The organism is Streptomyces sp. NPDC027185, from assembly GCF_055567035.1.
The window spans coordinates 370,585-393,797 of sequence record NZ_JBVHRF010000005.1; the positions used below are offsets into that span (position 1 = coordinate 370,585).

23 protein-coding genes are annotated in these 23,213 nt (G+C 74.3%); 19 read left to right on the top strand and 4 right to left on the bottom strand.

From position 1 onward, the window contains the following. Positions 1-278: 278 nt before the first annotated feature. Both ACZ4M8_RS18945 and ACZ4M8_RS18950 read left to right on the top strand, forming a co-directional pair. Positions 279-923, top strand: coding sequence for a DUF4232 domain-containing protein (locus tag ACZ4M8_RS18945; RefSeq protein WP_467608724.1), 645 nt, complete (start codon positions 279-281; stop codon positions 921-923). 218 nt (positions 924-1,141) lie between these two features. Continuing rightward, positions 1,142-1,591: a DUF7144 family membrane protein gene (locus tag ACZ4M8_RS18950; protein ID WP_467608727.1), complete on the top strand. Its 450-nt coding sequence runs from the start codon at positions 1,142-1,144 to the stop codon at positions 1,589-1,591. 73 nt (positions 1,592-1,664) lie between these two features. Here the strand turns inward: ACZ4M8_RS18950 and ACZ4M8_RS18955 are convergent, their stop codons facing one another. Continuing rightward, entirely contained in the window at positions 1,665-2,195 is a 531-nt protein-coding gene (locus ACZ4M8_RS18955) for a MarR family winged helix-turn-helix transcriptional regulator (protein ID WP_467608730.1), read from the bottom strand. Positions 2,196-2,294: 99 nt separating this feature from the next. On the opposite strand from ACZ4M8_RS18955, the gene ACZ4M8_RS18960 reads away from it, so the two are divergent. Next, positions 2,295-2,801, top strand: a complete 507-nt coding sequence (locus tag ACZ4M8_RS18960; RefSeq protein WP_467608733.1) for a cupin domain-containing protein — start codon at positions 2,295-2,297, stop codon at positions 2,799-2,801. A 49-nt stretch (positions 2,802-2,850) separates the two neighbouring features. On the opposite strand, the gene ACZ4M8_RS18965 is transcribed toward ACZ4M8_RS18960, so the two are convergent. Next, entirely contained in the window at positions 2,851-3,477 is a 627-nt protein-coding gene (locus ACZ4M8_RS18965; RefSeq protein ID WP_467608736.1) for a hypothetical protein, read from the bottom strand. Between the two features lie 225 nt (positions 3,478-3,702). On the opposite strand from ACZ4M8_RS18965, the gene ACZ4M8_RS18970 reads away from it, so the two are divergent. The 9 genes from ACZ4M8_RS18970 to ACZ4M8_RS19010 all read left to right on the top strand — a co-directional run bounded on the left by ACZ4M8_RS18970 (position 3,703) and on the right by ACZ4M8_RS19010 (position 11,937). After that, complete coding sequence (locus ACZ4M8_RS18970) at positions 3,703-4,230, top strand: flavin reductase family protein (RefSeq protein WP_467608739.1); 528 nt, start codon at positions 3,703-3,705, stop codon at positions 4,228-4,230. Continuing rightward, positions 4,223-4,597 (top strand): chorismate mutase, encoded by a 375-nt coding sequence (gene aroH, locus ACZ4M8_RS18975; protein WP_467608742.1) that lies wholly within the window; start codon positions 4,223-4,225, stop codon positions 4,595-4,597. The genes ACZ4M8_RS18970 and aroH overlap by 8 nt, the downstream gene beginning before the upstream one ends. 158 nt (positions 4,598-4,755) lie before the next feature. Then, entirely contained in the window at positions 4,756-6,198 is a 1,443-nt protein-coding gene (locus ACZ4M8_RS18980) for an FAD-binding oxidoreductase (RefSeq protein WP_467608745.1), read from the top strand. A gap of 35 nt (positions 6,199-6,233) precedes the next feature. Beyond that, entirely contained in the window at positions 6,234-7,415 is a 1,182-nt protein-coding gene (locus ACZ4M8_RS18985) for an acyl-CoA dehydrogenase family protein (protein ID WP_467608748.1), read from the top strand. Between the two features lie 119 nt (positions 7,416-7,534). Next, entirely contained in the window at positions 7,535-8,515 is a 981-nt protein-coding gene (locus tag ACZ4M8_RS18990; RefSeq protein WP_467608750.1) for a methionyl-tRNA formyltransferase, read from the top strand. 76 nt (positions 8,516-8,591) lie between these two features. Next, positions 8,592-9,134: a quercetin 2,3-dioxygenase gene (locus ACZ4M8_RS18995; RefSeq protein WP_450958770.1), complete on the top strand. Its 543-nt coding sequence runs from the start codon at positions 8,592-8,594 to the stop codon at positions 9,132-9,134. Next, on the top strand, positions 9,131-10,351 hold the full coding sequence (locus ACZ4M8_RS19000) for an MFS transporter (protein WP_467608752.1): 1,221 nt from the start codon (positions 9,131-9,133) through the stop codon (positions 10,349-10,351). The genes ACZ4M8_RS18995 and ACZ4M8_RS19000 overlap by 4 nt, the downstream gene beginning before the upstream one ends. 40 nt (positions 10,352-10,391) lie before the next feature. Beyond that, a complete protein-coding gene (locus ACZ4M8_RS19005) occupies positions 10,392-11,138 on the top strand; it encodes a 3-oxoacyl-ACP reductase family protein (RefSeq protein ID WP_467608754.1) in 747 nt (248 codons plus the stop codon). A gap of 220 nt (positions 11,139-11,358) precedes the next feature. Then, positions 11,359-11,937 carry a TetR/AcrR family transcriptional regulator gene (locus ACZ4M8_RS19010; protein WP_467608757.1) on the top strand — a complete coding sequence of 193 codons (579 nt, stop codon included), beginning with the start codon at positions 11,359-11,361 and terminating at the stop codon, positions 11,935-11,937. A gap of 22 nt (positions 11,938-11,959) precedes the next feature. Here the strand turns inward: ACZ4M8_RS19010 and ACZ4M8_RS19015 are convergent, their stop codons facing one another. Together ACZ4M8_RS19015 and ACZ4M8_RS19020 are read right to left on the bottom strand one after the other, a co-directional pair. Further along, complete coding sequence (locus ACZ4M8_RS19015; protein WP_467608759.1) at positions 11,960-13,393, bottom strand: helix-turn-helix transcriptional regulator; 1,434 nt, start codon at positions 13,391-13,393, stop codon at positions 11,960-11,962. A gap of 554 nt (positions 13,394-13,947) precedes the next feature. Beyond that, the gene (locus ACZ4M8_RS19020; RefSeq protein WP_399088250.1) at positions 13,948-14,409 is read right to left on the bottom strand and encodes an ATP-binding protein; all 462 of its coding nucleotides are present in this window, start codon (positions 14,407-14,409) and stop codon (positions 13,948-13,950) included. Positions 14,410-14,654: 245 nt separating this feature from the next. On the opposite strand from ACZ4M8_RS19020, the gene ACZ4M8_RS19025 reads away from it, so the two are divergent. The 7 genes from ACZ4M8_RS19025 (at position 14,655) to pheA (ending at position 22,706) form a co-directional block, all read left to right on the top strand. After that, positions 14,655-15,521, top strand: coding sequence for a hypothetical protein (locus ACZ4M8_RS19025; RefSeq protein WP_467608762.1), 867 nt, complete (start codon positions 14,655-14,657; stop codon positions 15,519-15,521). Positions 15,522-15,694: 173 nt separating this feature from the next. Beyond that, a complete protein-coding gene (locus tag ACZ4M8_RS19030; RefSeq protein ID WP_467608764.1) occupies positions 15,695-16,468 on the top strand; it encodes a YcnI family copper-binding membrane protein in 774 nt (257 codons plus the stop codon). Positions 16,469-16,537: 69 nt separating this feature from the next. Further along, on the top strand, positions 16,538-17,188 hold the full coding sequence (locus tag ACZ4M8_RS19035) for an SCO family protein (protein ID WP_467608766.1): 651 nt from the start codon (positions 16,538-16,540) through the stop codon (positions 17,186-17,188). Then, positions 17,185-17,763, top strand: a complete 579-nt coding sequence (locus ACZ4M8_RS19040) for a copper chaperone PCu(A)C (protein WP_467608769.1) — start codon at positions 17,185-17,187, stop codon at positions 17,761-17,763. Before ACZ4M8_RS19035 ends, ACZ4M8_RS19040 begins: the two co-directional genes overlap by 4 nt. Positions 17,764-17,983: 220 nt before the next feature. Next, entirely contained in the window at positions 17,984-20,287 is a 2,304-nt protein-coding gene (locus ACZ4M8_RS19045; RefSeq protein ID WP_467608770.1) for a copper resistance CopC/CopD family protein, read from the top strand. Further along, positions 20,284-21,645, top strand: a complete 1,362-nt coding sequence (gene efeB / locus ACZ4M8_RS19050; RefSeq protein WP_467608772.1) for an iron uptake transporter deferrochelatase/peroxidase subunit — start codon at positions 20,284-20,286, stop codon at positions 21,643-21,645. Before ACZ4M8_RS19045 ends, efeB begins: the two co-directional genes overlap by 4 nt. 134 nt (positions 21,646-21,779) lie before the next feature. After that, the gene (pheA, locus tag ACZ4M8_RS19055) at positions 21,780-22,706 is read left to right on the top strand and encodes a prephenate dehydratase (RefSeq protein ID WP_399088263.1); all 927 of its coding nucleotides are present in this window, start codon (positions 21,780-21,782) and stop codon (positions 22,704-22,706) included. The last annotated feature ends 507 nt before the right edge of the window (positions 22,707-23,213 follow it).

Genomic DNA, 23,213 nt, shown 5'->3' on the forward strand with positions numbered 1-23,213 from the left:
GACCGTGGCGGGCGCCCCCGGCGCGGGGGTGCGGAGGCGGGGTTCCGGCGGTGGTGCGAGGTGGTGGTGCGAGGTGGTGGTGCGTCAGAAGACGTCGGGTGCGCTGGTATCGGGGGCGGCGCGGCGGGCGGGGGAACGGTGTGGATTCCGGTGGCAAGGTGTGGCGCTCTCGCACCTTCGCGCCACCTTTCACCAGTACGTATTCCGCGAACATGTCACTCTCGACGGCGAACGGCGCTCCCCCGCCGCTCCTTTGCCGAGCCCCACGAGGACCACGTATGCCCTTCCGCCTCCGCCGCTCCCTCGTCCTGGCCGCCGTCGTCGGCGCGACCGTGTGCGCCACCACGGCGTGCGACGCCGACGGGGAAGCCCCCGCCGCGCCGGGCACCGCCGCCGGAACTCCCGCCGGCACACCCGTCACCACGTCCGCCGGATCACCGTCCGCGTCCGGCGCCGGGCGGGCGAACACCTCGCCCGGCGCGGGCGGGCGCGACGGTACCGAGGAGGCGGTGGGCGACGCCTGCACCAGCGACAAGGTGGAGTTGGAGTTCGCGGACGCCGGAGGCACCCGCCCGGCGGTCCTGCTGAAGGCCACCAACATCTCGGACGCCGCCTGCACCGCCTACGGGATACCGGCCGTCGGCCACCCTGGCGCGCAGGCACCCGTGGCCGCCGCCCCGCACGCCGACGCCCGCGCGGCGGTCGCCCTGGACCCGGGCGAGACCGCGTACGCCGCGCTGTTCCTGCCCGAACGGGGCGGACATCCGCACCGCGCGACCTCGTTCACCCTCGGCCTGCGCGGACAGGACGGCGCGCCGCTCACCACCCGGGCCACCCTGAAGGCGCCGGTCGAGGGCCTGACCGTCAACGACGCCTCCCGTGTCACCGCCTGGCAGGCGGTGCAGGAGGACGCGCTCGGCTGACCCGCGCGGACGCCCCCGTACGGGACGGTCGGTGCCGTACGGGGAGGGCGCGCCCGCGGAACCGGGCGCCGGGGTGCGGTCGCTGCCGGACGGCGTCCCGTAGGCGCTCGGCGGGCGGGCCAAACCCGGTGCGGGGAAATTCCCCCGAACGGCGGCATCCGGGTGGTGGGTGCGGACCGGGGCCGGGACGGTGGGCGTATCCGAGCAGAGGAGCGGTCATGGCGCACACGGCGACCGGACAGAACGGACCGCAGCACGGCCCGCACCACACCGATCCGGACACCCCTCGCGCATGGGCGGTGGGCGGCACGGTCTTCGCGGGGATCGTCCTGCTGGTCGGTGGCATCCTCGACATCCTCAAGGGCGTCACCGCGCTCTCCTCCGACGCGATCTACGCCACCGTCAACCAGTACGTGTACCGGTTCGATCTGAACGCGTGGGGCTGGGTGCTGCTGGTGCTCGGCGTCGTCGCCGTCATCACCGGACTCGGACTGCTGACGGACGCGATGTGGGCGCGGATCACCGGCGTGATGATGGCGTCGCTCAGCCTCATCGCCAACTTCATGTGGCTGCCCTACCAGCCCCTTTGGGCGATCATCTCGATCGCCCTGGCCGCCTGGGTCATCTGGGCGCTCTGCGCCCACCGGCCCCAGCACCCGACACTCTGAGCCGATGCCCGGCAGGTGCCCGCCACGTGTGACGCGTGGCGGGCACCTACCGCGTACGGGCAGGTCAGGGCCGTTACCGACCGGCGGGGGGCGGTTCCTCGCCCGCCCCGGGCCGTTCCAGTTCCCGGAGCAGGACGCGCAGGGCGTGGTCGAGGGTGGCCCGTTCGGCGGGGGCGAGTCCGGCCAGCAGGCGGGACTCGTTCGCGGCGTGGTCGGTGACGGCGGCGTCCACGACCTCGCGCCCGTGAGCGGTGAGGGCGACGCGGAAACTGCGCCGGTCACCGGGGTCGAGGCGGCGCTCCACCAGCCCCGCCTCCTCCAGCCGGTCGAGGCGGTTGGTCATCCCGGCGCGCGAGAGCATCAGCGTCTTCGCCAGTTCGGACGGGATCAGGGTGTACGGCTCCCCGGAGCGGCGCAGCGCCGCCAGGACGTCGAACTCCCCGCGTCGCAGCCCGTGCCGGGTGAAGACGGCTTCCAGGGCGGGCGCGAGGACGAGGGTGAGGCGGCTCAGCCGCCCGAAGACCCCCAGCGCCGCCAGGTCCAGGTCCGGCCGTTCCCCACCCCACTGGTCGACGATCTCGTCGACGGCATCCCTCTCGCTCACCCGTTCAGTCTATTCGACACAAGATAGTTAGACGCCTTACTGTCTCCCCTCGAACGAGGTGGCCGCACCGGTCGGCCTCACGAGACGAAGGGAAAGGGCATGTCCCTGCCTCTGCCCACCCCGGACGACCGGGACGCGGTCCTGGTACGCGACGCCGACGCCGAGACGCTGGGCGGCGCCGGCAACACCCTGCGGCTCTTCGCCGACGCGGACACCACCGGCGGGGCGGTCAGCGCCCACCGCGTCACCCTGGCGCCCGGCGCCGACGGCGCCGCACCGCACCACCACACCGGCTCCGCCGAGCTGTTCTTCGTCCTCGGCGGACGGCTCCAGGCGCTCACCGGGGAGCGGGTGGTCACCGCCGACGAGGGCGATTTCCTCCTCGTCCCGCCGCGGACGCCGCACGCCTTCGCCGCCGAACCGGGCGCGGCGGCGGACGTCCTCATCGTCCTCACCCCCGGCATCGAGCGCTTCGACTACTTCCGCCTGCTGGACCGGGTCCACAAGGGCACCGCGGACCCGCGCGAGATCCTTGAGTCGCAGGAGCGCTTCGACAACTTCTTCCTGGAGAGCCCCGCCTGGCAGCGGGCGCGGGCACCGCGCTGACCTGGGTTGATCTTGACGGGCCGGGCGGCCGGTGGCCGCCTCGCACCGCTCAACGGACCGTGGCCAGCAGCTGGTGGTAGACCACCGGGGCGGCGAAGGAGAGGGCCATCGCGGTCGCGCCCAGGGTGACGCGGGCGACCGCGAACCGCTTGCGCATGGGCAGTACCGCGGCGGTGAGCGCCAGGACGGCGACGAGGAGGAGCACGGCCCAGTAGCACCAGTAGTAGACGCCGAAGCGGTCCAGCTCGGCGCGGTCGCAGGAGCCGCAGAACATCGGCGAGAAGTAGCCGAAGAGCCCGCCGATGAACAGCATCATCACCGAGGCGGCGGTCGACACCCCCGTCCAGGCGATCGCCCACGGGGCGCGTGGCTCCGGGCGCCACGTCGGCAGTGCGGCGAAGGGGCCGCCGGCGTAGGGGCCGGTCCCGTCGTTCGCGGGGAGCCAGGTGCCGGGCGGGTCGGGGGCTGGAGCGCCGGGCGGCAGCCCCGCCCGGCCTTCCGGGACGCCGGGGCCGGAGCCCGGTCGCGTCCCGGCCGTCCGGCCCGGCGCCGCCGTCCGGCCCGCCGCGTCCGTCCCCTCTGCCGCGCCGTCCTGGAGGAATCCGGGCGGCAGCGGCGGGACGGGGCGGGGAGGCGGGGGCACGCGGGTGGGTCCGGTGGGCGGCTGAGCGGTCATGGGGTCATCCAACTGAGGTGACCGGGACGGCGCATGAGTCGCGGTACTCACGTGGTGGGCGCCGCGCCGGGGGCGGGCGGGGACGGTCGCCGCTGCCCCACCTGTCCCGTTCGCCCCTCCCCTACCCGGCCGGGTAGCCCTCGCGGACTACTCACGATGTCAGTAGTAACTGGTCGGTGACCGCCTTACGTTCGCTGTATGAGGTTCCCAGCGAACGGAGACACCGTGAGCACGACCACCCTGACCACCGCGGTACCGCACGGAACCTCCGCCCCGGACCCGGCCTCCGGGGAACAGTTGCGGCAGATCATGCGGCTGTTCCCGACCGGGGTCGCGCTGCTCGCCACCGGTGAGGGCGAGGACGCGGTCGCCATGACGCTGAACGCGCTGATGTCCGTGTCGCTCACGCCGCCGCAGGTCGTGGTCAGCGTGCGCCGCGCCGCCCGCGCGCATCCGGTGCTGGAGGAGACCCGCGCGTTCCGCCTCTACCTGCTCGCCGGGGAACAGTCCGGCGACGCCGCGCTGTTCGCCTCGCCGGACAAACCGGCCGGCGAAACGCTGACCCGGTATCTGGCCGCGACGGTGGCGCCCCACGCGCTGGCCGTCCTCGACTGCCGGGTGGAGACCTTCTACCCCGGCGGCGACCACACCCTGCTGCTCGCCCGGGTCGCGACGGCCCGGACGCTGAACGAGGAGCGGGCGCCGCTGACGTTCCATCACGGGGCGATGGCCGCGGGAGGTCACCGTGGCTGAGCTGCGGATGCGGGGGGTCCGGGGCGCCGTCCAGGTGCCGGCCGACACCCGGGAGGCGGTGGGCGCGGCGACCCGGGAGCTGCTGGGACAGCTGCTGTCCGCGAACGGACTGGCCACCGAGGACGTGATCAGCGCGTTCTTCACCGCGACGCCCGACCTGACCAGCGAACTGCCGGTGCTGGCGGCGAGCGAGTCCGGCTGGCGGCAGGTACCGATGCTGTGTGCGGCGGAGATGGCCGTGCCCGGGGCCCTGCCACGGATCGTGCGGGTCCTCGTCCACGCCGAGCTGCCGCCGGAGCGGGACGTCCACCACGTCTACCTGCCGGGCACCACGCCCGACCGGCCCGCGCCCGCGCCGTCCGCCTGAGCGCGCCGGGCCCGGCCCGCGCCGTCCGTCCGAGCGCGCCGGGCCCCGGCCCGCGCCGTCCGGCCGCTGCCGCGACGGCCCGCCCACGCCGGGCGGCCGGAAGCCGCCCGCCGCCGCGCCCTCCCCTGATCCGATCCTGATCCGAGAAGAGGTTCTCCGTGACCGTGCTCCCCGCCGGACTGCCGGCCGATGTCGTCCACGCCCGCGGCGACGGCGGCCGGCCGCTGCCCCCGGCCCCCAACGTGAGCATGTTCCGCCCCCGCGACATCCACGGTGTGCTGCGCCCCGGTTCGGTCGACGAGGTCCGCGACGTCGTACGCGCCTTCGCGGCCGAACCGGACGCCGCGGACCGGCCCCGGCTGCACGCCGTCAGCACCGGACGCAACTGGGGCCTGGGCTCCCGGGAGCCCGCCCGCGACGGCGCCGTCACCCTGGAGCTGGACCGGCTCGCGGAGATCCGGGAGCTGAACACCGACGAGGGCTGGGCCGTCATCGAACCGGGCGTCACCCAGCTCCGCCTGGCCGAACGGCTGCGGGACACCGGCCGGATGCTCAACGTCACCGCCTCCTCCGGCCACACCAGCGTCCTGGGCAACATGCTCGACCGCGGGGTGGGCCTGCGCCGCCAGCGCACCGCCGACCTCGCCGGGCTGGAGGTCGTCCTGCCGGACGGCGAGCTGATCCGCGTCGGCTGGTGGCCCGACGCGTCCGTCACCACCTGCGTCAACCCGCAGGGCCTCGGCCCGTCGCCGCTCGCCCTGTTCACCCAGTCCGACCTGGGCATCGTCACCGCCGCCGTGATCCGGCTGCTGCCGCGCCCGGAGGCCCAGCGCGTCGTGCGGCTCTCCTTCCCCCGCGAGGCGCTCGCCCCCGCCGTGGACGAACTGCGCCGCTGGAGCGCCCAGGGGCTGATCCGCGGCGTGCTGAAGATCTACGACACGGTCTCCGCCGACTCCTACGGCGGCGTCCCGGGCTCCTACCAGGCGCACCTCTGCGTCGACGGGACCGCCCGCGCCGTCGAGGCGATGACCCGCACCATCGAGGCCGAGGCCGCCGCGTGCGGGCTGTTCACCGGATGGGTCCGCTCCGACGAGCACCCCGCCGGGGACGATGTGGTGGCCCGCGTCGTGGAGAGCGCCTACGCCGGGGACCCGTCGCACAACGAGGAGATGCTGCGCTCCGCCGTCGGGCAGGACGCCGACCGGGTCGACGCCGCGGGCGGCGGCTGGATCTTCTTCCTGCCGCTGGTGCCGTTCACCGGCGCCGCCATCACCCACGCCCGCGAACTCCTCGACCAGGTGCAGGCCGAGACCGGCACGGCCGCCGGCTGCACCGTCAACGCCCTGGACAGCGACGTCATCGACCTCGTCGTCTCGCTGCGCTTCCCGCGCACCGAGGCGGACGCCGCCCGCGCCCACCGCGCGCTCGACCGCATCCACACCCTCTTCACCGAAGCGGGGTTCCTCCCGTACCGCCTGGACGCCGAGCACCACGACTGGCTGGACCGGCTGTCCCCGGACGCCGGGGCCCGCGCCTTCGTCCGCCGTCTGAAGCAGAGCGTCGACCCCCACGGGGTCATCGCGCCCGGCCGGTACTCCTGACACCCCGCACGTGCCCTCGTAGCAGAAGGAAGCCCATGTCCTCCTCCACCGCAACGCCGCCCACCACCGCCGAGGCCATACTCGCCGCCGCCCGCGACGCCGTCCCGCGTCTGCGGGAGCGCGCCGCCGCCATCGAGGAGCACCGCCGGCTGCCCGACGACGTCGTCGAACTGCTCCGTGGCGCGGGGGTCTTCCGCGCCGCCGTGACCCGGGAGGCGGGCGGCCCGGGTCTGACGTCGATGCAGCAGGCCGAACTGGTCGAGATCCTCGCGACCGGCGACCCCTCCGCCGCGTGGTGCGCCATGATCGGCATGGACTCCGGGATCTACGCCGGTTACCTCGACGAGGTGACCGCCAAGGAGATCTATCCGCACCTCGACGTCCCCAACTCCGGCTGGATCTACCCCCAGGGCCGCGCCGAGCGGGTCGAGGGCGGCTACCGCGTCACCGGTCAGTGGCGCTTCGGCAGCGGCTCGACCCACTGCGAGGTGCTGGTCGCCGGCTGCCAGGTCTTCAAGGACGGCGTCCCCGAGCCCGACCCGTTCACCGGCGAGGAGCGCCAGTGGCGGGTGATGGTCGCCCGGCCCGAGCAGTACGAGATCACCGACACCTGGTACACCACCGGCCTCGCGGGCAGCGGCAGCGTGGACTACGCGGCCACCGACCTGTTCGTACCGGAGGAGCACTCGTTCTCCTTCCACGACCCGCGCCGCGAGGGCCCGCTCCACGCCGCGCCCGACGCGATCCTGCGGAAGATGTCCGGCGTCCCGCTGGGCATGGCCCGCGCCGCGCTCGACCACGTACGGGAGATGGCGCGCCACCGCACCGACCGGGAGACCGGCACGCCGTGGGCGGACGACGTGCGGGTGCAGTCCGCCGTGGCCCGCGCCGAGGCGGAACTGGCCGCCGCGCGCGCCGGGGTCTACACCTCGCTGGAGCGGCAGTGGGACGCCCTGGAGCGGGGTGCCGAGCTGCGCCCGGAGGAGCGGGTGGCGACGGCGCTCGCCCGCCATCACGCCTTCCGCACCGCGCGCGGCATCGTCCACACCCTCTTCGACCTGGTCGGCGGCGCCTCGGTGTACCGCCGCAAGTCGCCGATGGACCGGTGGCTGCGCGACGCCAACACCATGTGCCAGCACGCCGTCGCGCAGGACTCCATCCTCCAGCTCACCGGGCAGGTGCTGCTGGGCGGCGAGTCCCGCAGCCCGTTCTTCTGATCCGCCCGCCGCCCGCGCGCCCGACGGCGCCGGCGGCCCGCGGCCCGGCTTTCCGTACCGGGCCGCCCGCAGGCGGCGGAGAAACCGCCGTCACCGATTCACGTCAACGGGGTAGCCACATGTCCGCAACGATAAGAATCGTCCTGTTCTCCGAGATCAACTCCAGACTCGGAGGCCCGTTCCTGAGCGTGCTGGCCGACCACCCGCAGGTGGACCTGGCCGCCGTCGTCACCTCACCGCCCGGCCGCCAGTGCGCCTACTTCCAGGGCGAGCCGGACCCTGTCGACCTGGAGCGGCAGGCGCGGGAGGCCGGGATCCCGGTGCTGCGGCCCCGGCGGGTGTCCGCGCCCGAGAGCGTGGCGGCGCTGCGGGAGCTGCGCGCCGACTATTTCATCGTCGCCAACTTCCAGCAGATCTTCACGCCCGAACTGCTCGACCTGCCCGGCGAGATCGTCGTCAACTTCCACCCCAGCCCGCTGCCGCGCTACGCCGGGCTCGCACCGTTCTACTGGATGGTCCGCAACGGCGAACGCTTCAGCGCGGTCAGCGCCATCGAGATGGCCGAGGGCATCGACAGCGGCCCGGTGATCATGCAGCGGGAGGTGCCCGTCGACGGCACCGAGACGGCGCTGACCCTGCGCACCGCGCAGGAGGAGGCCAACGTCGAGATGTTGCGCGAACTCCTCCCGGAGCTGGCGGACCGCTCCTTCATCCGCGTCCCCCAGAACCCGGCGCTGCGCACCTACTTCAGCGCACCGCGGGACGAGGACCACCTGATCGACTTCCGCGCCCCGGCCGCCACCGTCCAGCAGATCGTCCGCGCCGGGTACCGCCGCCCCGGCGCCCACACCTTCCGCGCGGACGGCACCCGGCTGACGATCCTCGGCGTCGCCCCGGCGGGCGGGGTCCACCTCCCGCCGCCTGCCGCGCCGGGCACCGTCCGCCGCGACGCGGACGGTGTGTTCGTCGCGGCGGCCGACGAATGGCTCCGCGTCACGGCGATCGAACACGAAGGGGAGGAAATCCCTCCGCTCCAGGCGCCGTTGATGTTGTTCGACGGCATTCTCGGTCCACCTCAACACCAGGCGGCACACGCCTGACCCCCGACGTCCCGGCCACCGGCGGTGGCCGGGACGCCCGCGGTCCCCCACCGCGGGCACGGCAGAAAGGAAGAAGATGAGTTTCATCCAGCGGGACGGCGGCGCGGCCGTTCCGGCCTCGCCCCCGAGCGCCCCGGGCGACGGCGGAGTCCGCCATGTCAAGGCCGGTGAGGGCCCCACCGTGTGGCTCAACGGCGACGTGTACACCGTCAAGGTCGGCTCCGAGGAGTCCCGGGGCGACCTGACCCTGCTGGAGGCGTCCGTGCCTCCCGGCGGCGGTCCGCCGCTGCACAACCACTCCCACGAGGACGAGGCGTTCTACCTCCTCGACGGCGAGTTGGAGATGCGCGCCGGTGACACCCGCTACGAGGTGCGGTCCGGCGACTTCGTCTTCGTCCCGCGCGGCACGTACCACCGGTTCCGCAACACCGGGCTGCACACCGCCCGGCTGCTCGTGATCTTCGCCCCCGGTGGTTTCGAACGCTTCTTCCTGGAGGCCGGCCGCGAGGCCCGGCCCGACGAGCCGATCCCGCCGTTCGACCCCGCGGACAACCCCGCGGCCAAGGAGATCGCGGAGCGCTACGGCTCCTTCCAGGCGGAGAACGGAGCGGTGGCATGACGACGACGCAGGTGGCGGCCGACAAGAGCCGCACCACGATGCCGCTGACCGTCTACGTCCTGGGCCTGGGCATCTTCGCGATGGTCACCAGCGAACTCCAGGTGTCCGGCCTGATGCCGGTGATGGCCCAGGGCCTCGGCGTGCCGATCCCGAAGATCGGCTACCTCATCTCCTTCTACGCCTTCGCCATGGCCGTCGGCGGCCCGCTGCTCGCCATCGCCCTGCTGAAGCTCCGTCACAAGACCAGCCTGATGGTGCTGTTCGTGACCTTCGTGGCCGGTGAGGCGCTGGCCGCGGTCTCCCAGGGGTACGTGGTCATGGTCCTCGCCCGGATCATCACCGGCGCGGTGTCCGGCGCGTTCTTCGGCGTGGCGCTGGCCGTCTGCGTCGAGGTCGTCGACGAGAAGCTGCGCGGCCGGGCCACCTCCATCGTGCTGGGCGGCCTGATGGTCGGTACGGTCCTGGGCCTGCCCGGCGCCAACCTCATCGGCCAGCACTGGGGCTGGCGCGCCAGCTTCTGGACCGTCACGGTGCTCACCGCCGTCGTCGGGCTGATCACCGCCGCGACGGTGCCCGCGCTGGAGAAGCAGGAGGCCCGCAGCCTGCGCGAGGAGACCGCGGAGCTGAAGCGGCCCCGGCTGTGGGCGGTGTTCTCCACCAGCACCCTGGTCATCGGCGCGACCTACGCCGCGTTCAGCTACTTCACCCCGATCCTCAAACAGGTCACCGGGTTCGGCGACGGCACCGTCCCGCTGCTGCTGATCGCCTACGGCGTCGCCACCGTCATCGGCAACAACGTCGTGGGACGGCTCGCCGACCGCTACACCCTGCCCGTGCTCACCTTCGGCCTGGTCGCGCTGACCGTCTTCCTGACGCTGTTCGGGCTCTTCGCCGACAAGCAACTCCCCGCCGTCGTCGCACTGCTGGGCACCGGACTGGTCGGCGTCACCATGAACCCGGCGCTGGTCACCCGCGTGATGCGCACCGCCAACGGCCGTCCGCTGGTGAACACCGTCCACACCTCCATGATCACCATGGGTGTCGTCATCGGCTCCTGGGCCGGCGGTCTGGGCATCGGCGCGGGCTACGGTCTGCGCGCCCCGCTGTGGGTCGGCGTCGGCCTCGCGGTCCTCGGCTTCCTCTCCCTCGTACCGGACCTCGTCGCCGGACGGCGCGCCCGCCCCGCCGCGGAACCGCTGCCCGACGCCGCGCCCTGACCCGCCCACGAAGTACTGAAAGCCACCAAGGAGTTACCGCATGAGTTCCCTGCGAGGGCATGTCGCTCTGGTCACCGGCGGCAGCCGGGGCATCGGCGCGGCCATCGCCCGCCGGCTCGCGGAGGACGGCGCGGACGTCGCCGTCACCTACGTCAGCAACGCCGAGCGGGCCCAGGAGGTCGTCCGCGCCGTCGAGAAGTCCGGCGGCACCGGACTCGCCGTCCGCGCCGACTTCACGGACGCCGTCCAGGTCGGGCGGGCGGTCGACGAGGCCGCCGCGCACTTCGGCCGGCTGGACGTGCTCGTCAACAACGCCGGTTTCATGGATGTCTCCGGCACCCCGGTCGCCGAGATCCCGCTGGACGTCGTCGACCGGACGCTGGACGTCAACGTCCGGGCGGCGTTCGTCGCCGCCCAGCACGCCGCCCGGCACCTGGGACGCGGCGGCCGCGTCATCAACGTCGGCAGCTGCCTCGGCAGCCGGGTCCCCGGCCCCGGAGCCACCCTGTACGCGATGAGCAAATCGGCCCTGACCGGCCTGACCAAGGGCCTCGCCCGGGACCTGGGACCGCGGGGCATCACCGTCAACCAGGTCTCGCCGGGACCGACCGACACCGACATGAACCCCTCCGGCGGCCCGAACGCGGACGCCCAGCGGGCGCTGACCGCGGTCGGCCGCTATGCCACGCCCGAGGAGATCGCGGCGTGCGTCGCCTTCCTCGCCGGCCAGCCCGAGGGCTTCATCACCGGCGCGGATCTGGCGGTGGACGGCGGCACCACCGCCTGACCCGGCCGGACGGCGGAGCCGCGCCGGGGTGTGCCAGGGATCTGGAACGGTCCCACGACGGCACCCCCGGCGCGGCTCCGCGCACGTCCGCCGAACGCCCCGACCGGACGCCCCCGATCGCCGAACTCCCCTTCCCAGCAGGCATTTCGGCCCGACCCAGGAACAGCCCGGCGGCTTTGACCGTTGCAACCGAGCAGTACAGAAGACCTAGGATGGCCAGATGCCCAGACCACGTACGTTCGATGACGCCGAGGTCGTCGAGGCCGCGATGCAGACCTTCTGGGAACGCGGCTACGAAGGCACCTCCGCCGAGGAGCTGTGCCGCCGTACGGGCCTGGGGAGAGGCAGCCTCTACAACGCGTTCGGCGCGAAGCAGTCGCTGTACGAGGAGGCCGTGCGCCGGTACGCCGACGCCACCTTCGACGATCTGCTGGCCGCCCTGGAGCGCCCCGGCCCGGTCAAGGAGCGGCTGCGCACCTTCATGTACGGCGTGATCGACGCGGACGTCGTCGACGCCGGCCACCGCGGCTGCCTCGTGGTCAACGCCGCCGTCGAGGTGTCGGCCCGCAGCGACGTCATCCGCGACGTCATCCGCCGCCAGTCGAGCCGGATGGAGTCCACACTCTGCGGGGTGCTGCTGATCGCCCAGCGCGCCGGGGAGCTCTCCGCCGGTACCGACCCGCTGCGCGCGACCCGCACCATCCTCGCCGTCCTCAACGGTCTGCGCGTCCTGGGCAAGATCGCCACCGACCGGGCCGTGCTCACCGACGCGGTCGACGGGGCGCTGGCCACGCTCTGAGGACCGCCGCCGCCGGGCTCCGTCAGGGCAGCCCCTTGGTGTGGGCGATGCCCAGCAGCCCGATACGGGAGCCGATGCCCAGCACCTGGTACATACGGCGCAGGTGGTAGTTGACGGTGTGCGGCGACAGATGGATCTCGGCGGCGATCTGCCGGTTGGTCAGCCCGCCGACCACCAGCCGGGCGATGGCCCGCTGCCGCTCGTTGAGCGCCTCCCACGGACCGGTCCGGGCGGCCGTCACCGCGGTGGCCGTCCCCGGCGCGACGGCGACCGGCGCGGCCCCCGCCCCCGGCCGCTCGTCCGGCGCGCGCTCCACCGCGGGCACCGGCTCGGGCCGCGCCCCCGCCGCCAGGAGCGGCCCCCCTGCCGCGTACGCGCGGGGGCGGTCGGCGCGGACCGGGGCGAGCGGCGGCCCGGCGCTCGCGGGGACCCGGGCGGGATGGTCGGTGCGGGCCCGCCGGCTCCCCCAGGCGTGCCGCGCGCGCGGGCTCCGGGCGGACGCCGGGTGCCCGGCCGGGCGGGTGTACGCGGTGCGCCGGGACGGCTGCGGGGCGGCCTGCTGCCGCAGCGCGGCCCGTACGGTCGGCGGAACGGAGTCGTGCAGGACACGCCAGAGCAGTTCACCGGTGAAGGCCAGATCACGGCTGTCCGCGCTCAGCACCCCGGCGGCGATGGCCTCCTCGGTGGCGGGCAGCAGATCGCTGGGGTTGAGCCCGAGGACGTGCGCCAGCTCGGCGAAGACGATCCGGCGGCCGAGGACCGCCGCGACGGGCACCATCCGGCGGCACTCCTGCGACCACCCCCGGGCCAGGCTCCGTACGAGGGCGCTCACCCGCGCGGGCACCGGCCCGTCCACCGCGTCGACGACCGCGCCGCCGTGGATGCGCCGCTCCTCGACCAGCCCCTCCATCAGCGCCCGCGCGAGCCGGGGGTGGCCGCCGGCTCCGGCCAGCTCGCGCCGGAGCGCGGGGCCGGGGCGGCGCCCGAAGAAGTCGGCGGCCAGAGTGTCGAGCGCGTCGGCGGACAGCGGCGGCAGCAGCCGGCGTTCCTGGTAGCCGGCCATGCCCAGGAGGATCTCCTCGGCCGGGCGGAGGTCCCGGCCCGCACGGCGGGCGGTGATCCAGACCACGGGCGCGTCGGTGAGCCCGCCGCGCAGCCGGTACAGGCTCCGTGCCTCCTCCTCCCCCGCGCAGTGCAGGTCGTCGAGGAGGACGGCCAGCGGACGGTCCGTCGGTAAGCACCCCTCGGGCAGCCCGTTGACGACGGTGTACCCGGCCTCCCGCGCCACCCGGCCCGCCTCCCGCAGCATCCGCGACTTCCCGATGCCGGGCGGGCCCTCGAACGTCAGCAGCGCGCTGCCGGGCACCGGCGGGGCCTCGACCAGCTCCCGCACCGCGGCGGTCTCCTCCGTGCGCCCGCGCAGGGGCAGTTCGTGCGGGCCGGGCAGAACATGCATGTCTGTATCGCCTTCGTCGTCGGGACGGCCGCCGTCGCGCGGTGGCACCGGGCATCGCCCGGCACCTCACGCCCCGTGGGGAGATAGAGAAAGAAGGGGTCCGTACGGAAGAAGAAGGGCTATGCGGAAACCGCGCGGCACCGTCGGTGCCCCCGCCCCGTCCGCGCCCTGAACGCGCTCCGATCAGCGCCCGCGCGACGTGCCCCCCGTGTGCACATGCGTCCTCCCCCTTGTGCGTACGACCCGTGTCCGACCCAACGCCTCGTCACGGTAACACAGCCTTTGGATGTGGTCGTTACATTACTTTCGACGGGCAATTGCGCAGCTCAGAGCAGTAGTTAGGGCTTTCTCTCCACGCGAGAAACGGCCTGCCGGAACGGGTTTCATGCATGCGGTACAGAACCTCGCCGCACCGGGCCCGCGAGGAGATCCCCGGAGGGCACACCCGTCACGCACACCCGCGTCCGCGCCGGACCCCGGGCACGGAAAAGGCGGCCCGCACCGGCGGACCGCCGAGGAAACCCACACGGGCGCCGCCGCCCGCCCCGGGCGCGCTACGACGCCATCGGCAGCGCCGCGCCCTCCCGCCATTTGAGGATCTTGTCGAAGCTCACCACGGCGCCTCTTCGGCCCGTTCCGGTGGCGTAGCGGACGTGGTCGGTGAGCGCCTCGATGAGGAAGAGGCCCCGGCCGTCCTCGGCGTCGGCGGGCGCGGGCGGCGGGGTGAGCAGCGCCGGGTCGGCGGAGCGGGGGGCGCGGACGAAGCCGGGGCCGGAGTCGCTGACCTCGATGTGACAGGTGTCGCCGTCGATGTACGCCGTGACGCGGTAGTCGGAGCCGTCCTCACCGCCGCCGTGCTCGACGGCGTTCGCGCACGCCTCGGAGAGAGCGACCGACAGGTCGTAGCAGATGTCCGGATCGACGCCCGCGGTCTCCATCGCCCCCAGCAGCAGGCGCCGGGCAAGCGGCACACTGGCCGGTTCCCGGCGCAGATGGAGTGACCACCACATGCTCATCGCTCCAGCCTCCTGGCCGCGGCTCGACATACCGTTACGTATTGCCGCCGTAGGAGCGACGTAAGCATGCGCGGGGCGGCACACCGCTCGTTCGGCGGATGCGGAGTACCGAGCGCGCCGTGTAAGTGCGCTCCGGGGTATGCGCCCCCGCGCGCCCCGGTGTCCTCCGGTGGGCCCCCTCAGGCGCCCCCGCGCGTCGACCTGCCGTAGGCCGCCCGTGACGCGGGTGGGATGATGGCGCGGCCATGACTGCCCCCGCCCGCCACGCGCGCGCCGCCGCCGATCTGCGGCTGCTGAGGGCCGCGGTGTTCACCGCGGTCTGCGTCGCGCTGTCCGCGGCCGGGCACATGGCCGGCTCCCTGGCCACCGTCCCGGTGTGGACGCTCGCCGCCGGGTGCGCCGCCGTCCTCCTCGTCGCCGCGCCGCTGGCCGGACGGGAACGCTCCCTGCCCGGCATCGCCGCGGCGCTCACCGTCGGACAGCTCGCCCTGCACGCGCTGTTCGCCACCGGGCAGCACTGCGCCGCCCCGGGCCCCGCGGCCGGCGGACGGCTCGACGAGGCCACCGTCATCGCCCTCGCACGGCGGCTGACCTGCGGTCTCGACGGCGTACGGCTGGGCGGCGAGACCGCGCAGCGGATCGTCGCGGAGAACGGCTTCGACCCGGCCGACCCGCGCACCGCCGAGGTCCTCGGCACCGGTGGCGCGCACGGCACGGCCGGGACGGCTCACCTCGCGGGCGCGCCGATGGCGCACTCGCTGCTGCCGTCACTGCCGATGCTGCTCGGTCACGTCCTCGCCGCGCTGGCCGCCGGTTGGCTGCTGCGCCGGGGCGAGGCCGCCCTGTGGCGGCTGGTCCGGCTCTCCGCACCGGTGGCGCACGAGGCCGCGGCGCGGGCCCTGGCCGGGGCGCTGCGCTCCGCGCTGGCGCTCGTCCGCGCCCTTCTCGCCGGGCTGCCCGGCCACCGCACCGGCCCCGCGGCGCCGCTCGCGCACGCGGCGGGACCGTCCGGGCCCGAGGATCCGGCACTCCAGCACAGCGTCGTCCGGCGGGGTCCGCCCGCCGTGGTCCCGGGGCACGTCCGCACCGCCGGATACGCCCTCGCGGCCTGACGCGCACGCCCGCCCGGTCCCCGGGTACGGGCTCCCGCGCCGTCACCGCCTGCGCCGGACCTTCCCTCGCGCGGCGCGCCGATGCCGGACGCATCGCCGCGCCGACGCCTGACGCTCTGCGCGTCGACACCTTTCCGTCGACGCCTTCGACGCCGATGTGGAGACCTTTCGCCATGGCTTTCGTGACCACACCTGAGATCGACCCGACCCCGGCGGGCCCGGCCGCCGCCCCGGCCGCGCCGCGCCGCGCCCGGCGCCTCGCGCGGCGGCTGCCGGTGCTCGGCGGCCTCGCGGCGGGCAGCGTGCTGCTGCTGGCCGCACCCGCCTTCGCGCACGTCACCGTGCAGCCCGGCACCGCCGAACAGGGCGGCTACGCCACCGTCGGCATCAAGGTGCCGAACGAGCGGGACAACGCCTCGACGGTCAAGGTCGAGGTGACCTTGCCGACCGACCACCCGCTGGCGTCCGTCATGCCGCAGCCGGTGCCCGGCTGGACCGTCGAGGTCACCGAGGCGAAGCTGGCCAAGCCGCTGGAGATGCACGGCGAGAAGATCGACAAGGCGCCGTCGAAGATCACGTGGACGGCGGACGGCAAGGGCATCGCCCCGGGCCAGTTCCAGCAGTTCCCGCTCTCCATCGGCCAGCTGCCCGAGCACGCCGACCAGATCGCCTTCAAGGCGCTCCAGACGTACGACAACAAGGAGGTCGTGCGCTGGATCGAGCCGGCGAAGAAGGGCGCCCCGGAGCCGGAGAACCCGGCGCCGGTCCTCGCTCTCACCCCGCCCGCCGGGGACGCCGGTGCCGCCGAGCCCGCGGCCACCACGACCGCCGCGGCGGCCGCGTCCGGCAGCGACACCACGGCCCGGGTCCTCGGCGTCGTCGGCATCGTCGTCGGCATCATCGGAGTCGGCTTCGGCGTCCTCGCCGGACGCCGCCGCACCGCCTGACCGCCTCCGGGCCGGCGTCCGCGCGACGCCGGCCCGGTCCACCGTTCACCGACCCCCGGACATATCGCCATGCGTGGAAAGACCCTGCTCGCCGCCGCCCTCACCGCGGCCGCCGCCCTCACCCTGACCGCCTGCGGGCCCGACGACGGCGGCGGCGACAAGCCCGCCGCGTCGGTCTCCGGCGCCACCGCCAAGCCGATCGTCACGCTCGACAACCCGATCGAGAAGCCGGACCTGACCCTCACCGACTCCGACGGCAAGCCGTACGACCTGCTGGCGAAGACGAAGGGCCACCCGACCCTCATCTACTTCGGCTACACCAACTGCCCGGACGTCTGCCCGCTGACGATGGCCAACCTCGCCGTCGCCGTGAAGCAGCTGCCCAAGGCCGAACAGGACGATCTGCGGGTCCTGTTCATCACCTCCGACCCGGAGCGCGACACCCCCGAGGCCCTGAAGAAGTGGCTCGGCGGCATCAACAAGAACTTCACCGGTCTGACCGGCAAGTTCGCCGACATCCAGCGGGGCGCCCGGGACGTCAACATCGGCATCGACAAGCCGGTGGTGAAGAAGAACGGCGACGTGGTCTCCACCCACGGCGCGCAGGTCCTGCTGGCCTCCCCCAAGGACGACCGCATCCACTGGATGGGCATGCAGGAGGCCACCCCCGAGAACTACACCGCCGCACTCCCGAAGATCATCAAGGGGCAGAACCCGTGAACCGCCGCACCCTCACCGCCACCGCCCTCGCCGCCGTCTGCGCCCTCGGCCTCGCCGGCTGCGGCGCCTCCGGTACGTCGGACGGATCCGGCGCCCCGCCCGCCGCCGGCGCCCCGAAGAGAGCACCGGAGTTGAAGGTCTCCGGCGCGTACATGCCGCAGCCGGTCACCGACAAGATGGCCGGGGCGTTCCTCACCGTCGAGAACACCGGCGGCGCCGACAAGCTCACCTCCGTCACCAGCGACCTCGCCGACGACGTCTCCCTGCACGTCACCAAGGGCAACGCCATGGAGCACGTCGCCTCCCTCCCCGTCCCGGCGGGCGGCACGCTGAAGCTGGCCAGCGGCGGCAACCACGTCATGTTCATGGGCCTCAAGCGCAAGCCCGCCGAGGGCGACAAGGTCACCGTCGAACTGCACTTCGCCAAGGCCGACCCGATCACCGTCCAGGTCCCGGTGAAGTCCGCGACCTACCGGCCCGGCGACGCGGGCGGCGGACACGACGGAGGGATGGGGGACATGGACCACATGGACCACTCCGGGAGTTCGGGCCACTCCGGGCACGGCCGTAAGTAGCTGACTGACCCGGGGCGTGCCGCCGGTTGTGTGCCGCCCTCGGGGGCGCCGGTCCGGTGGCGCGTCCCGAGGGCACGCCGATCCGGTGACCCGCCCAAGGGGTGCCCGGGTACGTCCGCTCCGTACCCGGGCCCCGCGGTCCCGTACGCGACGTAATCGCCGCGTACGCGCCGTAATCGACGTATATCGACGGACACGACGAACACGAAGGGGAGCACCCATGACGACGCCCACCGGCACCGCCGCCCGTCCCCGGCGCGGTGCCGTCCGGCTCCGGCGGGCGGTGGCCGCGCGGCTGCCGGCCGTCGCCGTCGCCCTGTGCGCTCTGCTGCTCGCCACCGCCGCGCCGGCCCAGGCCCACGCGGCGCTGACCGGCAGCGACCCGGCCCAGGGGGCGGTGGTGGCGCACGCCCCGGAGCAGGTCACGCTCAGCTTCTCCGAGGGCGTCGCGATGGGCGACGACTCCGTACGCGTCCTCGATCCGCACGGCACCCGCGTCGACCGTGGCAAACTCCGCGACCTGTGCAGCGGCGAGAGCGTCAAGTACGGCACCGGTCTGCCGCCCGGTCTGCCCGACGGCACGTACACCGTCGCCTGGCAGGCGGTCTCCGCCGACAGCCATCCGGTCTCCGGCGCGTTCACCTTCTCCATCGGCGCGCCGTCCGCCACCAAGGCGCCGCTGCCGCAGCAGGAGGCGGGCGGCGGCCCGGCCGGCGCGCTCTACGGCGTCGCCCGCTACCTCGCCTACGCCGGTTTCGTGCTGCTCTTCGGCGGCGCCGCGTTCGTCCTGCTCTGCCGCCCGGCGGCGGCGGGCGTCCGCTCCGTGCAGCGGCTGACCGTGCACGGCGGCTGGGTCCTCCTCACCGCCGCCACCCTCGCCCTCCTGCTGCTCCGCGGCCCCTACACCGGCTCCGGCGACCTCGCCGATCTCGACGCCCTCCGCGCCGTCCTGACCACGAAGACCGGCATCGCCCTCACCGCCCGCCTGCTCCTCCTCGCCGGCGCCGCGCTCTTCGTCACCCTGCTCTTCGGCGCGTACGAGCGGACACGGCGGGCGGCGGACGCGGAGGCCGCGCCGGGGGCTGCGGCCCTTACGGGTACCGCCCCGGGTGAGGCGGCGGACCCCGGCTCGCCGGGGGACGTGGCGGTCGGCGGTCCGGCCCGGGGCTCGGGCGGTCCGGCGCGGGTGCGGCTGCGGCGGCTCACCGCCGGGCTCACCGCGGGCGGTGCGCTGCTCGCCGTGGCGACCGCCGCGACCTGGTCGTTCGCCGAGCACGCCTCCACCGGGCTGCAACCGGGCCTCGCCATCCCCGCCGATCTGCTGCATCTGCTCGCCGTCGCCACCTGGCTCGGCGGCCTCGCCGCCCTCGTCGTCTCCCTGTACTGGGGACCGCCGGTGGAACGCGCCGCCGTCCGCCGCTTCTCCCGCCTCGCCTTCGGCTCGGTCCTCGCCCTGGTGACCACCGGCCTCTACCAGTCATGGCGCCAGGTCGGCACCGTCCACGCACTGACCGGCACCGCCTACGGCCAGCTCCTGATGTTCAAGGCGGGCCTGGTCCTCCTCCTCGTCGGCCTCGCCTGGATCTCCCGCCGGTGGACGGCACGCCTCACGGAGAAGGGGACGGAGACGAGCACCGGGAAGGCGGCCGGCTCCGGTACGGCGGAAGCGGCCGGTACGGCCCTGGTCACCGTTCCCGGGCAGGCGTCCGCCCCGGGGTCCGGGACGGACGCGGCGGCGGACACGGCGGCGGAGCCCCGCCCCGGGGCCGCGCCGGACGCATCTCGGGAGCCCGCGGCGGACCCGGCGGACCCGGCGGCCCCGGTGTGCGCCGCCGCACCGGAGCGCGCCACCGCCGACGCGCGCCCCGCACCCGCGCTCCGGGACGCCCCGGACACCGGCCCCGAGGCGGCACCCCCCGGCCCCGTGGGGGAAACCGCCCCCGACCCCGTACGGGCCGCCCAACTCGCGCGCCAGCGGGCCGCGTTGAGCACCGCGCGGGTCAAGCGGGAGCGTGACGCCGACCCGCAGCGGCTCGGGCTGCGCCGTTCGGTGCTGGCCGAGGCGGGCGTCGCCGTCGTCGTCCTCGCCGTCACCACCGTGCTGACCGGCACCGAACCGGCCCGCACCGAGGCCGCCCTCCAGGCCGCCTCCGCCGGACGCTCCCCCGACGCCAACCAGCCCCGTGTGCTGACCATCCCGTTCGACACCGGCGGCCCGCACGGCAAGGGCACCGCCCGTATCGACCTCGACCCCGGCCGCGCCGGCGGCGGCAACCAGCTCCGGGTACGGATCTCCGACCCCTCCGGGGCCACCATGGACGTCCCCGAGATGAAGGTCTCCTTCACCCTGGGCGCCCAGCGCCTCGGCCCGCTCCCGGTGGCCGCCACCCACACCGGCAAGGGCCACTGGCGCGCCACCGACGTCCAGCTGCCCGTCCCCGGCCGCTGGCAGCTCTCCCTCCTCGTGAGGACCTCCGACATCGACCAGGTGACCGAGACCAGGAACGTGACGATCGACCGATGAGCACGAAGAAGCCGCACGGCAACCGCGCAGCGACACCGGGCGCGAAGCCCGTCCCCCCGCAGACCCCGCGCCCCGGGGCCGCCCCGTCCGCACCGGCGGCCCCGGACACGCCCCCCGCCGGTCCCACCGTCGAACTGTCCCGCCGCCGGCTGCTCGGCACCGTCGGCGCCGCCGGGGCGGCCGGACTCGTCGTGGGCGGCGCCGGCGGCGTCATCGGCGCGAGTGCCGCCCACGGCGACGCACCCGCCCCGCTCACCACCATCGGCACCACCCGCGTCCCCTTCCGCGCCGCACGCGCCGCCCACCAGCCCGGCATCACCACCCCGCTCCAGGCCAGCGGCCACCTCGCCGCCTTCGACCTCGCCCCGGACGCCGACCGCAAGGCCGCCGCCGCCCTGCTGCGCCGCTGGACCCGCACCGCCCGGGAGCTGATGGAGGGCCGCGCCCCCGCCCATGACACCGCCGTCGCCGCCGACGCCGGCCCCTCCTCCCTCACCGTCACCTTCGGCCTCGGCCACTCCTTCTTCGACCGCACCGGCCTGACGAAGCAGCGCCCCGGCCAGCTCGACCCGCTGCCCGACTTCTCCGCCGACGCCCTCGACCCGGAGCGCAGCAACGGCGACCTCTGGCTCCAGATCGGCGCCGACGACGCCCTCGTCGCCTTCCACGCCCTGCGCGCCCTCCAGAAGGAAGCCGCCCCCACCGCCCGCCTGCGCTGGCAGATGAACGGCTTCAACCGCACCCCCGGCGCCACCGCCCGCCCCATGACCACCCGCAACCTCATGGGCCAGCTCGACGGCACCAACAACCCCAAGCCGTCCGACCCCGACTTCGACGCCCGCGTCTTCGTCGGCCGCGACGCCGACGCCACCTGGATGCGCGGCGGCTCGTACGCCGTCGTCCGCCGCATCCGGATGCTCCTCGACGACTGGGAGCGGCGCTCCCGCACCGACCAGGAGAAGATCATCGGGCGCCGCAAGGACACCGGCGCGCCCCTGACCGGCGGCGACGAGACCACGCCGATGCGCCTCGACGCCAACCGCCCCGACGGTCTGCCCGTCATCCCCGCCAACGCCCACGCCCGCATCGCCGCCCCCGAGACCAACCAGGGCGCCGCGATGCTCCGCCGCCCGTTCTCGTACCACGACGGCTTCCGGGACGACGGCGCCCCGGACGCCGGGCTGCTCTTCATCTGCTGGCAGGCCGATCCGCTGCGCGCCTTCACCCAGGTCCAGCGCAAACTCGACCGCGGCGACGCCCTCTCCCCCTTCCTCCGCCACGAGGCCAGCGGCCTGTACGCCGTCCCGCCGGCCCCGGAATCCGGCGGGTACGTGGCCCAGCCCCTGCTGGAGGGATGACGGATGTCCACAGGGTGGCGTCCGGCGGCGGCCGCCCTGTGGACGGCGGACCGGCCCACCGCGCGGGCTCGGTATCGTGACGGCACAGGGAGATCGGCGGGGCGCCCCGCCGCGAACGCGAGGGAGACACCCGCATGTCGGCCAGTCGCTACACCTATCTCGGCCCGGCGGGCACCTTCACCGAAGCCGCCCTGCGCACCCTCCCCGAGGCGGCCACCCGCGAGCTGGAGCCGATGGTCTCCGTGCCCGCCGCCCTCGACGCCGTCCGCGGTGGTGAGGCCGCCGCCGCCCTCGTCCCCATCGAGAACTCCGTCGAGGGCGGCGTCACCACCACCCTCGACGAACTCGCCGCCGGCGAGCCCCTGATGATCTACCGCGAGGTGCTGCTGCCGATCGCCTTCGCGCTGCTGGTCCGCCCCGGCACCTCCCTCGCCGACGTCAAGACCGTCACCGGCCACCCCGTGGCCCAGCCGCAGGTCCGCAAGTGGCTCGCCGCCCAACTCCCCGACGCCGCCTGGGAATCCGCCGCCTCCAACGCCGACGGCGCCCGCCTCGTCCAGGAGGGCCGCTACGACGGGGCGTTCGCCGGTGAGTTCGCCGCCGCCACCTACGGCCTGGAGCCGCTGGTCACCGACATCCACGACGCGCAGAACGCCGCCACCCGCTTCGTCCTCGTCGGCCGCCCGGCCCGCCCCGCCGCACCGACCGGCGCCGACAAGACCTCGCTGGTCCTGTGGCTGCGCGCCGACCACCCCGGCGCGCTCCTCGAACTCCTCCAGGAGTACGCGGTCCGCGGCGTCAACATGATGCGTATCGAATCCCGGCCGACGGGCGAGGGCATCGGCCGCTACTGCTTCTCCGTCGACTGCGAGGGGCACATCACCGACCGGCGGGTCGGCGAGGTCCTGATGGGCCTCAAGCGGATCTGCCGCGGCGTCCGCTTCCTCGGCTCGTATCCCCGCGCCGACCAGGTCGCGGCCACCGTCCGGCCCGACATGACCGACGCCGCCTTCACCGATGCCGCCGACTGGCTCAACCGCTGCCAGGACGGCCGCCCTTGACGCGGGCGGACGGCTGACGGGGCGGGGCCGGCCGGAGCGGCGACTTCCGGCCGCCGCCGGACGCCCGCACGGCCCCCGTCCGACGCCCCGACCACGGGTGTTTCCACTCCCTGTGGACTGTCCACAGGGTTATCCACAGGGTCGTTCCGATGCCTGTGGGTAACCCTTCGCGGGATTCGGACGGAATCGACAAATCACTCTGCCGACCCCAGACCTCACCACCTCGGTCCACACCGCCCCACCTCGAACCGCGTCATCCCTTTTTCCGTGATCAGCCCTTTAGGGCTAGGTAACGCCACACGAAAGAGTGCGTGAAGAGGGTTTCGACACCCCCTCCGCGGCATCGGATTCACCGCCCGGAGGCCCGAGTTCCGAGTTCCACAGATTCCACACACAGCCTGTGGATAAGAATGCCCAAACCCCCCGAGCCTGTGGACAACTCGGCTTTTCCACACCGCGTACACCCGGAAATCCCCACCCGGAGGCCTCGGCGCCACCTCGCCCCCA

Coding starts and splice junctions, on each gene's coding strand:
- ACZ4M8_RS18945 (WP_467608724.1), top strand. CDS start 279: ATGCCCTTCCGCCTCCGCCGCTCCCTCGTCCTGGCCGCCGTCGTCGGC.
- ACZ4M8_RS18950 (WP_467608727.1), top strand. CDS start 1,142: ATGGCGCACACGGCGACCGGACAGAACGGACCGCAGCACGGCCCGCAC.
- ACZ4M8_RS18960 (WP_467608733.1), top strand. CDS start 2,295: ATGTCCCTGCCTCTGCCCACCCCGGACGACCGGGACGCGGTCCTGGTA.
- ACZ4M8_RS18965 (WP_467608736.1), bottom strand. CDS start 3,477: ATGACCGCTCAGCCGCCCACCGGACCCACCCGCGTGCCCCCGCCTCCC.
- ACZ4M8_RS18985 (WP_467608748.1), top strand. CDS start 6,234: ATGTCCTCCTCCACCGCAACGCCGCCCACCACCGCCGAGGCCATACTC.
- ACZ4M8_RS18990 (WP_467608750.1), top strand. CDS start 7,535: ATGTCCGCAACGATAAGAATCGTCCTGTTCTCCGAGATCAACTCCAGA.
- ACZ4M8_RS18995 (WP_450958770.1), top strand. CDS start 8,592: ATGAGTTTCATCCAGCGGGACGGCGGCGCGGCCGTTCCGGCCTCGCCC.
- ACZ4M8_RS19000 (WP_467608752.1), top strand. CDS start 9,131: ATGACGACGACGCAGGTGGCGGCCGACAAGAGCCGCACCACGATGCCG.
- ACZ4M8_RS19005 (WP_467608754.1), top strand. CDS start 10,392: ATGAGTTCCCTGCGAGGGCATGTCGCTCTGGTCACCGGCGGCAGCCGG.
- ACZ4M8_RS19010 (WP_467608757.1), top strand. CDS start 11,359: ATGCCCAGACCACGTACGTTCGATGACGCCGAGGTCGTCGAGGCCGCG.
- ACZ4M8_RS19015 (WP_467608759.1), bottom strand. CDS start 13,393: ATGCATGTTCTGCCCGGCCCGCACGAACTGCCCCTGCGCGGGCGCACG.
- ACZ4M8_RS19020 (WP_399088250.1), bottom strand. CDS start 14,409: ATGAGCATGTGGTGGTCACTCCATCTGCGCCGGGAACCGGCCAGTGTG.
- ACZ4M8_RS19025 (WP_467608762.1), top strand. CDS start 14,655: ATGACTGCCCCCGCCCGCCACGCGCGCGCCGCCGCCGATCTGCGGCTG.
- ACZ4M8_RS19030 (WP_467608764.1), top strand. CDS start 15,695: ATGGCTTTCGTGACCACACCTGAGATCGACCCGACCCCGGCGGGCCCG.
- ACZ4M8_RS19035 (WP_467608766.1), top strand. CDS start 16,538: ATGCGTGGAAAGACCCTGCTCGCCGCCGCCCTCACCGCGGCCGCCGCC.
- ACZ4M8_RS19045 (WP_467608770.1), top strand. CDS start 17,984: ATGACGACGCCCACCGGCACCGCCGCCCGTCCCCGGCGCGGTGCCGTC.
- efeB (WP_467608772.1), top strand. CDS start 20,284: ATGAGCACGAAGAAGCCGCACGGCAACCGCGCAGCGACACCGGGCGCG.
- pheA (WP_399088263.1), top strand. CDS start 21,780: ATGTCGGCCAGTCGCTACACCTATCTCGGCCCGGCGGGCACCTTCACC.